The sequence below is a fragment of the Cytobacillus sp. Bva_UNVM-123 genome, assembly GCF_046351715.2.
GTDB lineage: Bacteria > Bacillota > Bacilli > Bacillales > Cytobacillaceae > Cytobacillus.
The window spans coordinates 482,039-493,284 of record NZ_CM177772.1; the positions used below are offsets into that span (position 1 = coordinate 482,039).

Annotated in this window: 10 protein-coding genes; 9 read left to right on the top strand and 1 reads right to left on the bottom strand. The window is 37.2% G+C overall.

Annotated elements, in window-relative coordinates; genetic code table 11:
• Positions 1-174 precede the first annotated feature (174 nt).
• From KDN24_RS02495 to KDN24_RS02505, 3 genes are all read left to right on the top strand, one after another.
• Positions 175-822 (top strand): response regulator transcription factor, encoded by a 648-nt coding sequence (locus KDN24_RS02495; protein ID WP_409975122.1) that lies wholly within the window; start codon positions 175-177, stop codon positions 820-822.
• A gap of 2 nt (positions 823-824) precedes the next feature.
• Entirely contained in the window at positions 825-2,225 is a 1,401-nt protein-coding gene (locus KDN24_RS02500) for a sensor histidine kinase (RefSeq protein WP_409975123.1), read from the top strand.
• Positions 2,226-2,315: 90 nt separating this feature from the next.
• Positions 2,316-3,203 (top strand): hypothetical protein, encoded by an 888-nt coding sequence (locus tag KDN24_RS02505; protein ID WP_409975124.1) that lies wholly within the window; start codon positions 2,316-2,318, stop codon positions 3,201-3,203.
• 45 nt (positions 3,204-3,248) lie between these two features.
• Here KDN24_RS02505 and KDN24_RS02510 read toward each other — a convergent pair whose 3' ends face one another.
• Entirely contained in the window at positions 3,249-3,965 is a 717-nt protein-coding gene (locus tag KDN24_RS02510) for a class I SAM-dependent methyltransferase (protein ID WP_409975125.1), read from the bottom strand.
• 292 nt (positions 3,966-4,257) lie between these two features.
• Here KDN24_RS02510 and KDN24_RS02515 point away from each other — a divergent pair, with 292 nt between their 5' ends.
• From KDN24_RS02515 to KDN24_RS02540, 6 genes are all read left to right on the top strand, one after another.
• Positions 4,258-5,001, top strand: coding sequence for an SDR family NAD(P)-dependent oxidoreductase (locus KDN24_RS02515; RefSeq protein ID WP_409975126.1), 744 nt, complete (start codon positions 4,258-4,260; stop codon positions 4,999-5,001).
• 300 nt (positions 5,002-5,301) lie between these two features.
• Entirely contained in the window at positions 5,302-6,006 is a 705-nt protein-coding gene (locus KDN24_RS02520) for a response regulator transcription factor (protein ID WP_409975127.1), read from the top strand.
• Positions 6,007-6,037: 31 nt separating this feature from the next.
• Positions 6,038-7,459 carry a sensor histidine kinase gene (locus KDN24_RS02525; protein ID WP_491348280.1) on the top strand — a complete coding sequence of 474 codons (1,422 nt, stop codon included), beginning with the start codon at positions 6,038-6,040 and terminating at the stop codon, positions 7,457-7,459.
• 288 nt (positions 7,460-7,747) lie between these two features.
• Positions 7,748-8,506, top strand: coding sequence for an ABC transporter ATP-binding protein (locus tag KDN24_RS02530; RefSeq protein ID WP_409975130.1), 759 nt, complete (start codon positions 7,748-7,750; stop codon positions 8,504-8,506).
• A 5-nt stretch (positions 8,507-8,511) separates the two neighbouring features.
• Complete coding sequence (locus KDN24_RS02535) at positions 8,512-10,920, top strand: ABC transporter permease (RefSeq protein ID WP_409975131.1); 2,409 nt, start codon at positions 8,512-8,514, stop codon at positions 10,918-10,920.
• A gap of 78 nt (positions 10,921-10,998) precedes the next feature.
• Entirely contained in the window at positions 10,999-11,151 is a 153-nt protein-coding gene (locus tag KDN24_RS02540; RefSeq protein ID WP_409975132.1) for an RAxF-45 family protein, read from the top strand.
• The last annotated feature ends 95 nt before the right edge of the window (positions 11,152-11,246 follow it).

An 11,246-nucleotide genomic window follows, 5' to 3' on the forward strand; every position in this document is an offset into this window, starting at 1 on the left:
GGGCTGTCCGATAAGTGCCTGGCTCTCTCCACACAACACAATATATAGAGTAGCTTTAACTACTTTTTATCTATATAAAGTGTTGGAGGTGCCAGGCTCTTTGTTCGGACAGCCCCCTAAGATTTTTACAACTCTATTACATCCCGATGCTATGCTAATGATGAGGTGATTTTTGTGGCGACGATTTTGATTGTTGAGGATGAAATTCCAATTAATGAATTGATTAAAAGAAATCTCCAGTCGGTTGGACATATATGTATTTCTGCTTTTGATGGCTGGGCGGCAATTAATGAGCTCCGACAGCAAGCAATAGATCTCGTATTATTGGACATTATGCTGCCGGAGATGGATGGGTACGAGGTTTTTCAGCAGCTACGAGGGACGCCTACGATTTTCTTGACGGCACGAAGCAGTCTAACTGATAAGGTAAAGGGCTTAACCCTAGGTGCCGATGATTATTTAGTTAAGCCATTTGAGATGCTTGAGCTGTTGGCACGAGTAGATGCTTTGTTAAGACGCACTAAAAAGGATGATAAGGGATTTAAATTAGATGGGATCAAGATCGATTTTGAGAGCAGACAAGTTTACCTACATGAACATCCTGTTGAATGTACACCGAAGGAATTTGATTTGCTTGAAGTGCTGGTGAATAATCGCAATATTGCTTTATCACGAGACAAGCTGCTCGAACTTGCTTGGGGCTATGATTATCTAGGAGATACAAGAACGGTAGATGTTCATATTCAAAAACTAAGAAAGAAACTAAATTTGGAAACTAGAATTAAAACAGTCTATAAAATGGGCTACCGTTTGGAAGTGTAGAAATGAAATTACGGACTTTTTTACTCACACTTACTCTTTTTATTTTGTTTTTTTACAGCGGCATTTTACTCATTTCTTCGATGACGCTAATAAGCAATCTCGAAAGTTCTAAAGAGCGCAGTTTAAGAGAACATTATTTTATCGCATCATCGTATGCGAAGGATTTACATGCATTAGAAAATAGAGGCATTTCTATTGATAATGGAGTCGAATCTCTTTATCGATCTTATTTTAATTTTTATAACAAGCAAAAAGTAATATTGACGATTTCAAAGGATAGCAAGCAACTTTACACAAATGTAATCGGAGAGTCTAATAAGCTTCCTAAAATGCCAAATCATATGAAAGTAAATGAACGGCTTATTTCAATTGAGAAGTTTGCAGATAAGGATTACATCAGAGTGACTGGCGCCTTGCCAGCACCCTATGATTCATATACACTTGCCTATTATTATCATGTATCTGATATCATTTCTTCATGGAATAAAATGACGATTATGCTCTTTCTAATCGGGATGCTACTTTGTGGATTGTTGGCAGTAAGTTTGTTATTCGTGCTGAACCGTGTGTTTAAGCCCCTGCAGCTCATTTCTTCTGCTTCCAAAAGTATTGCCCAAGGTCAGTACCGAAATCGGATTGAGGTGAAAGGAAATGATGAGCTTGCTGAAATGGCACATAGCTTCAATCATATGGCTGAGGAAATCCAAAGTCAGATGCAGCAGCTAGCTATGGCAGCGGAACAGAAACAACAATTTGTAGATAATTTAGCACACGAACTTAGAACACCTTTAACATCGATTTATGGCTATGCAGAATATATTCAGAAGGTCGTTCGTACAGAAGAAGATCGGCTGTTTGCAACGAATTATATTATGTCAGAAAGCCGCAGACTGCAAAATATTGCGAATCGATTGCTGGAGATGGCAACTCTTCGCACAAGCGAAAGTGAGCGGAGAAAAGTTGAAATGAGCAAGCTAATTCATGATGTTGAGCAATCCTTATCGCTGAAAGCAAAGGAACAACAAATTGAGATTTCCTATGAATATCATTTTAATACTCTGTTCTGTGATCCAGACCTCATGCATATTTTACTCATTAATTTAATTGATAATGCACTCAAAGCTTGTCGTCCAGGCGGGTTTATAAAACTCATTGCCTACATAGAGAATGAACATAAAGTGATTGCCGTCCAAGATAATGGAAAAGGGATGTCAAAGGAGCATCTCCTTCATATAACAGAAGCATTTTACCGAGTAGATCCTTCTCGTAGTCGCTCAGGTGGAGGAGCGGGTTTAGGTTTAACACTCTGCCAGCAAATTGCAGTTAACCATCATGCAGAGCTAAGCTTTTTATCGGAAATAGGGAAAGGGACAACAGCTAAATTAACTTTTACAAGTTCATAATAAGTTCGTGATAGTTTGATAATCTTCTGTTTTTATACTAATAACGGTGAGAACACCATACAACTAAAAACGAAAAGGAGATTGAATGAGATGAAAATGGCAAAAGGAAATGAAATGAAGAAGCTTATCTTTGGTTCTGTAGGAGCAATTACTGTGACGACACTCGTATTTTGCGGAATAAGTCAAAGTGTTAAAGCGGTAGAAGTCAATAAAACACAGGTAGTTCCTACTAGCTACAGTATCCCTTATGCGAATACAGATAATAGCAGAGTACCGAAGGACTATGTCAAGAAAGATTATAAAGTTGAACTAGTTGGGGAAGACAAACCAACAGTGAACGATTTAAAAATGGAAGAGGCAGCTGAGCTTGCAAGTCAAAATTTGTGGGAGGTTTTCAAAGTTGATTTAAATGGTAAAACATTGAAAATGACTTATAATCCAGCTAGTTCAACACAGCAGCGTGCTATATGGGAGGCAAATGTTGAAATCAATGATATGCTGTCATACGCTTTTCAATTAGATGCCGTAACGGGAGAAAATCATATGATAGCAAAATGGATTTACCATAAGGAAAAAGATATTCGTGAAGGCATGGATATAAATCTATTGAAAAATAATGAAGAATATCAAAGTTTAGCAAAAGAAGCAGTCGAAAAATATCAATTATTATCAGGTAAAGTGACTTCTGTTGAGTATAGTGGACAAGGGTATCAAGAAAACAAACTAGGAGGCAAAAATACGGATATTTTCTTCCGTGTACGGTCAGATGAAGGTGAGGCTGTTCAAATCGGTTTCTCTAGATATAATAAAGAACTCCTTACGGTTGGGTATAACAGCTGGATGAAGGAAACGGAGCGACATGAAAAGCAAATAGAGCAAGAAATGAAAGAGAACACGTCAGATTTAATCCTGACAGACGAAATGATTAAGAAAATTGAAGAAAGTGGAACACCACTTCTAATAGAATTAAAGAACTAAGTAAGGGGATAGGTTCCCTAATCTCTAAACATTGGGACAAGGGACCTATCCCTTTGTCCCGAAAGCAACGATTATTAATGCCTGTGCATTCATTGAATAGTCATCACGTTTGAAGTTTCCATAAAGATAAACCGTTTGAAAGCCGACTTTATTAAGTAAAGGAATTAGTTGTTGGGACGTAATTGGATACAACGGTACAGTGTTGATGATCGAATCCTCGCTAGCAGCCAACTTTGTTGTAAAAAGGATTTTTTCGTCTTTCTTTTCATATTCCCTTGTAAATATGAAATCTTCTTTCTGTATGACAGGAAAGGAGAAATGTTGATTAGAAAGGACGTGATCATAATTCACAGTTTGCAGGATGAGCTTACCATTCTGATTTAGTTTTTTATAGCATTTGCTTAAAAAGCCTTCAATCTCCCCTAAATTTTGCAGGTGGGCGATTGTATTTCCAATACAGTATATGCCGTCATAATGCTCTTGTAATAAATCGATCTCTTCCATAGATGTTGTGTTAACAGCTATGTTAAGTCCGCTTGAAACGGCTTTTAAGCGGATTTGTTCTGCCATTGTTTCTTCAGGTTCTAGCGCTGTTACTTGTAACCCTTTATCAGCGAGGGCAATAGCCATACTTCCTGTACCAGCACCAATATCGAGGACAGCTTCTCCATTATGGAAATAACTTGATAAGAAGGAACATGCGAGCTGATTTAATGGAAAAATTCGATCATAGTAAGGTGATAAAGCTTCGTAAAAAGACATGACTTCTCCTCCTTGTTTTCCACACATTTCGGTCTCTTCATTTGAAAATGGTGTCTTCCAATTTCTATCATAATTCCCATCATGATGAGGGGCAAGCAATCCTGTCAATTTACTTTAAATATGTAAACGAATCATTTCAAACTTGATAAAAATGAAAGAAATTTGTCACTTATTTAAACGATGGAAGGAAGATTATTATGTATAATTTTATTTGAGAGGATCATTGTGAATATTTTCACAAACAGATTCTAGTTTGACTCAATTTCAACATAATTGACTGGAGGAATTGGCTATGCGTTTACATGAAAAAGTGGCAATTATTACAGGAGGAACGTTCGGAATTGGCGAAAGTACAGCACTATTATTTGCTAAGGAAGGGGCAAAGGTAGTTATTGCAGCCCGCAATATGGAAAAAGGAGAAAACGTTGTAAACCGAATCAAAGAGCAGGGCGGAGAAGCTATTTTTGTTCAAACAGATGTCTCGAACGAAGAAGATGTCGCAAATCTCGTTAGGGAAACAGTAGATACATATGGAAAATTAGATATTTTATTTGCCAATGCCGGTGTAGGCTCTATGGGTGATATTCATGAAACGAGTGTGGAAGATTGGAATAGAATGATTAGCATTGATCTTACAGGTGTATTCCTTTGCAGTAAATTTGCGATTCCTGAAATGCTAAGAAATGGTGGAGGATCTATTATTAACTGTGCATCCATTTTAGGACATGTTGGGCAACCATCAGTGTCGGCCTATGCAGCTGCCAAAGGTGGGGTTGTGAATATGACCCGTTCTGCAGCTGTCACTTATGCACATAAAGGAATTAGAATTAATGCTGTTTGCCCAGGTTATATTGATACACCAATGTTAAAGGATCTTGATGAAGCAACGAAAGAACATCTGATATCCTTACATCCAATCGGACGTCTTGGCAAACCGGAAGAAATCGCGAATGCCGTGTTATTCCTTGCGAGTGATGAGTCCTCTTTCATTACAGGTGCCAATTTATTAGTAGATGGAGGCTATACAGCGCAATAAGTAAATTTGCTTAGCGATTCAAGGTTGGAAAAAATATATTATCATCATATATAAGAGCGTGTATGAGGATTTTCTTTCAAGCACGCTCTTTTTTCGTGTTAAAATTCCGCATTTCTCCCTCGCATTCCCACTATTAAGCTTTATTTTCCTGAATTTATAAAAATTTGATACACTTTAATGTGTAAGCTAAAATTGAATCATTTTACATAAGCATAATACAATGCTACACGCTTGCATAACTGGATAAAAAATAATACTAAAAATAACAATACTCCTAAATGATGGGGACGGAGAGGTCATATGAACCGAAAAAGAAAATTATTGATGATTGAAGATGAGAAAGACATTGCTCGGATTGTTCAAGATTATTTGCATGTGAACGGGTTTGAAGTAGTGATTGCGGAAAGTGGCAAGGATGGGAAAAGGCTGATTAATGAAGTACAGCCTGACTTAATTATTCTAGATTTAACTCTTCCAGATATGGATGGTATTGAGCTTTGTCGTCAAATCCGCGATGAAAATGAAACACCCATCCTCATTCTTAGTGCAAGAAGCAGTGATACAGATAAGGTGTTAGGGCTTGGTTTCGGTGCGGATGATTATATGACAAAGCCATTTTCCTTTAGTGAGCTTGTTGCAAGAATTCATGCACATATTAGAAGAAGTGAGCGAACAGAGCAGCAAAAGATAAATAAGCATGTATTGAAGTTCAATCATATTGTCATTGATAAACAAGCTTATACCTTAACAGTTGACGGTGAAGAAATCTCATTATCTGCTAAAGAATTTGACCTGCTCTTTTTCTTAGCCGATCATAAGAACCAAGTATTTTCAAAGAGCCAGTTATTGGATGCGGTTTGGGGGTATGCCGAATACGGTGATGAAAATACAGTGACAGTATATATTCGTAGATTAAGAGAGAAATTTGAGATCGATCCTTCCAATCCGACATATATTAAAACGGTTTGGGGGATTGGATATAAATTTAGTTTAGAAAGCGAGTGAGCTAGTGATACATATGTATTTCAAAAGTTGGATGAAAAGATGGCTTACCCTTGTTAGTAGCTGTGTACTAATCATGATGGGGTGCGGAACGTATTTATTCATCAATGAATTCTCTAATAAGAAGGAGACAAATCCTTCATATGTCATTAATCAAGTTCGTGTAAAAGTAAGTAGTTTGATGTATTATTTAGAGCAAAATTATGCTGATATTTCAATGAATGGGCGCGTACGTAGCACTCTTCATGAGATGTGTGAGGAGAATGAAGTTGACTTAACCGTTGTAAAGCTGGATGGAAGCATTCAGTTTACTTCTTCTGAAAATATACTTGAGCAAAAATTGGATGTTAAGCATTCAGTTCATTACGATCTATATCATTCCATCGTTGAAAATGATCGAATCAAGATTGCGTTTCCGTTAGTTGATGACCAAATGGGAGTTCAAATAGGGAACGCCATTTTTTCGATGCCTACAAAATTTATTATCGTTGAAAAATCGAACACCTTAACAATGCTTGCTTATATCATTCTAGTCTTAACGGCACTCGCATTATTTGTTTTATTCAAGAAATTAAGAAACAAAATAGATAATGGAATGCTTTTGCCAATTTCTAAATTAAAAGATCATTCAGAGGCCATTCTTAAAGGGGATTTTGAGCAAAAGCTAGAGTATACAGAATTGGATGAAATTGGTGAAGTCTATAGCATGTTTGATCAAATGAGAATTGAAATGAAGCATCTCAATGAAAAAAGAGATGAGCAAGAGCGTGCTCAGAAGGAACTGATTTCTTCGATTTCCCATGATCTAAAAACACCACTTACAACTGTTAAGGCTTATATTGAAGCGATCCTCGACGGGGTGTGTCCTAATCAAGAAGCAATGCAAGCTTATATTGAAGTGATGAGCGTCAATACGGATAAAATGACAAGATTGATCGATGATTTGCTGCTTCATTCGTTAAGAGAATTAGGGCAAGTTTCCGTTCGTCCTACTGAGCAATATAGTAAAAAGGTCTTTTCACAAATACTGAAACCTTTAAGTCATGTTGTTCAAACAATGGGGATTACGTTTATGGGCCCGAAAGAAATTCCCAATGTATTAGTAAATATAGATGTCAATCGATTAGAGCAGGTTATCGCTAATCTTGTGGCCAACGCATTAAAGCATACTTCTTCAGGGGATTCAATTTCTATTCAGATCAAGCAGGAGGAAAAAGTATTACGAGTAACGATTGCAGATACAGGGGAAGGAATTCTTCAAGAGGACATGCCGTTTATTTTTGAACGCTACTATAAAGGGCAAACGAGTTTCATACAGGCAAAACAAAAAAATGAAGGAAATGGTTTAGGGCTATCCATTTGTAAATATATTATTGAAGCCCATCACGGAACGATTTCTTTTTCAAGTAAAAAAGGTCAAGGGACTACTTTCTACTTTACTCTTCCATTAAGTTAGAAGCGTTTGGATCTCATAATATCAGAATTTATATCTTTGGAATTGGATGAGTGTCTAGCTCCAGCGCCTAGCGACTAGTAAACTTCCCTCCCTCTCCCTACGATAAGTCAACATCGACTCGTTATCACTCGTCGTGTTTCCTTTATCTCAGTCGAGGTCAGTCCAGTTTATACGTCGCTGAGCAAGGCGCTTACGCTTTTAATTGTAATAATTTATTAATAACTTCATAAGTGTTGTGAAAGGATTGCCCGTTACACTAAAGCTATCATATGTTCAGGAGGGCCGAAGATGTCAAGAATGACTATTATTCATGGGGCAAACCTTTGTAAAACTTATTCAACTGGGAGTGAACAGTTCCACGCCATCAAAAATCTCGATTTAGAGATATACGAAGGCGATTTCACCGTTATTATGGGGAATTCGGGATCGGGAAAATCTACGCTTCTTTATCTATTAAGTGGACTAGATAATATTACAGCGGGTGAGGTGTATTTTAATGATACACGCATTGATCAATACACTGAAAAGGAAATGGCGGAGTTTAGAGCGGAAAAGATTGGCTATATTTATCAAAATATTAATCTCGTTCCTGATTTAACGATTTTCGAGAATATCGCTTTGCCAGGTTTTATTGCGAATGGACGAAAGCAGGATGTTAGGCAAAGAGCGTTGTCGCTTATGGAAAATATGGATATTGCGCGCTTAAAGAATCGTCTCCCTTCCCAGACGTCCGGCGGCCAACAGCAAAGAGCCGCCATCGCTCGGGCTCTCATCAATTCACCTGATATTATTTTTGCGGATGAGCCGACTGGGAGTTTAAATTATGATCATGGTGTTGCAGTATTAGATATTTTAACGGAAATGAATCGCAAAGGGCAATCTGTTGTGATGGTTACACATGACATCAAGGCTGCTTGTCGAGCAGATCGGCTTATTTTAATACAGGATGGAAAGGTTGCGGGTATATTAGAGTTTGAAAAATATGTGGATGGCGGTACTCAGGACAGAGAAAATCTTATCTTTTCGTTTGTTTCTGAGAAGAGGTGACAAAAATGTATGCGATTTGGTTGCTTTGCTTATCTCATTTACGAAAAAAGAAAATGCAAAATGGGTTAATCTTCATCTTAATTATGCTATCAACTCTACTTCTTGCCACCTCAATCACTGTAATTGTAAATACTGAAAATTCGTTTGAAGAAATGCATATGAAAACAAATGGATCTCATCAGCTTTTGAGCATTGAAAAAGGATTGCATGACCCACAAATCGTTCATTCATGGTGGGGGGATCAAGAGGAAGTTAGTGCCACTGAACTACTACGCTATCGAAACCTTTCTAAAGTCATGTATAAAAATGAAGAAATTCCGAATTTATATTTGTACATGATGGATACACCGACAGTGCCAATGGCCGTAGATGAGCTTATTTTTGCGCAAGGGGAGGAACAAGCTAATCCATTAGTGGGCTCGATTTGGATCCCGACTTCGATGGCAAATTCAAATGGAATTTCAGTTGGCGATTCAATCCAGTTTAATACTGGCAAAATCGTATTTGAGCTCCAGGTATCTGCTATTGTTGTTGATATTCCTTATGTAGCCCCATTTTCAAATAGTGCTCGTATATGGATGAATAGTCAAGATTATGAAGAATATATAAGCACAATGCAAGGTGAAGACTTATATATGATCGGACTCAGGTACGATGATTATCGTCAAAATATGAAAATTTGGAATGATTTTGAGGAATTTCTTGGCACACCTTATCTCGAAACCAAAAGGGATTTCGGAGAAATATCATCGTTTTACCTCATCATTAATAAAATGATTGGTTTTATTATGATTTTTCTAGGAGCGGTCATGATGGCTGTTGCCTTATATACGGTTGGTTTTACGATTTCTGATGCCATTTTAGAAAGCTATAAAACGATTGGAGTACTTAAATCACTTGGTTTTTCGTCATTTCGACTTATTAGCACATATATAATCCAATATGCATTCCTTGCTGCTGTTTCAATTATTCCAGGCTTATTATGTGGTCGCTTTATTTCCCAGCTAATCGTGGAAAGTTCGTTATCCAATCTGAAGACTGACAAAACAGAGGTTATCATAAATGGAATAAATTCATCCGTAGCTGTCGGAATAAGTGTCCTTGCCATTGTCATTTTTTCTGTGTTGTTCTATGCAAATAAAGCTCGTTTTATTGAGCCGGTACAGGCGATCAAATTTGGGATGTCAGAAATAGACCATACGAAAATGACAAAAAGATTACGCTTTAAAGAGAAGGATACATCCGAATTTAAAAGTCGTTCAATTTATTCAATGATTGGACTTAGGAATATTGCAAAAAATCGTAAAGGTACCTTGCTAATGTTTGCATTAACGGCCATTTCTTCGGGAGTTCTCGTTTTTGGTTTTAACATCATTACAAGTGTTGTATTCATTAATCAGACTGCACCATTGTGGGGATATGATGCTTCTCATATTGCAGTAACCATTTTTAACAAAGATACCTTTTCACAGGAAGAGTTTGAGAATGATGTATTAAATGATGACAGAGTGAAAAACATTGGCTGGTTTGGTGGGAAAAACGGAGTGATTCCTTCTACAGGGAAGACGAAATCCGAAAATCACATGAAGGAATCGATGAATATAAGTCTAGAGGTGATTGAAGGGAATTTTGATGAGCTGGGATTTGCTACAATACGGGGACATAATCCCACAAATAAAAATGAAATTATCGTTGGTGTCAATGTAGCAAGAGCGGCCCAAAAAGAAATTGGAGATATAGTCGAGATTTATATTGATGGTCATCTGCATTCGTTTACCATTACCGGTATTTATCAAGCCATTTCAAACAAGTCCTATTCAGCAAGAGTACCTGCTGATGCACTGAAGGAGACATCTACAAACAATGAAATGGAAATATGCTATATTAATTTGCACGACGTACAGCAGGCAGATTTAATTGTTGACGAGCTTAATGAAAAATATAAAACTTCGGTTACAGCGTACACACAGCAGACGTTATTAGATACTGTGTTTAAAGAAGCAGTCGCAGTTTTAATTGCTCCAATGAGTATGATGGGATTATTATTCCTTCTTGTCACAGGCATTATTATTTATAGTACTTGCCGTATGAATATTCGAAAAGAAAATAAAACATATGGCATTTATAAATCAATTGGAATGCCATCCTTTAAAATAAGATGCTCCATCACAGGAGGTATTATTATACTGTCCTCGCTTGGAGCTGTAGTAGGGATTTTTGTTGGAGTGTACGTTCTACCACTTACACTTGAGCGTGTACTTTCTGAATATGGAATTGTCCAGCTTCCACTAATCTTAAATTGGCAAGGGATTATCCTCCTTGCAGTCGCAAGTATTGTTTCAGCAGCTCTCGGTTCTTGGGTTTCATCGAAGGTTATTAATAAAACGTCCCCAAGGATTTTAGTTTCAGAATAAAGGAAGTAAGGAATTTCTTGAAAAATAGAAAAAGAACTGATAATATGAAATGGAATATTTAGGAGACGGAGGTGGGGAATGATGTGTAATCAGGCTGTTTTAGCGAACGGTTTTTGGAATGAGTTTTTACTTCTTTGCCGTTCAAAATTTGCTGTTTTGGCTGCTAACGGGATACGTGTGTCCATTTTTAGCAACTTAATAGTAAGGATAAAACAGCAGAAACATCTCTAACCCACCAATTATGATTTAGCACGGTTGAAAAGAGGAGCTTTCATGCTCCTCTTTTTTATATTCAAAATCAGCCAATTAACAGCCATGGGGAGTGT

Excerpts from the sequence above, each read along its gene's own strand:
- KDN24_RS02535 (WP_409975131.1), top strand. The coding sequence starts at position 8,512 with ATGTATGCGATTTGGTTGCTTTGCTTATCTCATTTACGAAAAAAGAAA.
- KDN24_RS02530 (WP_409975130.1), top strand. The coding sequence starts at position 7,748 with ATGTCAAGAATGACTATTATTCATGGGGCAAACCTTTGTAAAACTTAT.
- KDN24_RS02540 (WP_409975132.1), top strand. The coding sequence starts at position 10,999 with ATGATGTGTAATCAGGCTGTTTTAGCGAACGGTTTTTGGAATGAGTTT.
- KDN24_RS02520 (WP_409975127.1), top strand. The coding sequence starts at position 5,302 with ATGAACCGAAAAAGAAAATTATTGATGATTGAAGATGAGAAAGACATT.
- KDN24_RS02510 (WP_409975125.1), bottom strand. The coding sequence starts at position 3,965 with ATGTCTTTTTACGAAGCTTTATCACCTTACTATGATCGAATTTTTCCA.
- KDN24_RS02515 (WP_409975126.1), top strand. The coding sequence starts at position 4,258 with ATGCGTTTACATGAAAAAGTGGCAATTATTACAGGAGGAACGTTCGGA.
- KDN24_RS02500 (WP_409975123.1), top strand. The coding sequence starts at position 825 with ATGAAATTACGGACTTTTTTACTCACACTTACTCTTTTTATTTTGTTT.
- KDN24_RS02505 (WP_409975124.1), top strand. The coding sequence starts at position 2,316 with ATGAAAATGGCAAAAGGAAATGAAATGAAGAAGCTTATCTTTGGTTCT.
- KDN24_RS02525 (WP_491348280.1), top strand. The coding sequence starts at position 6,038 with ATGAAAAGATGGCTTACCCTTGTTAGTAGCTGTGTACTAATCATGATG.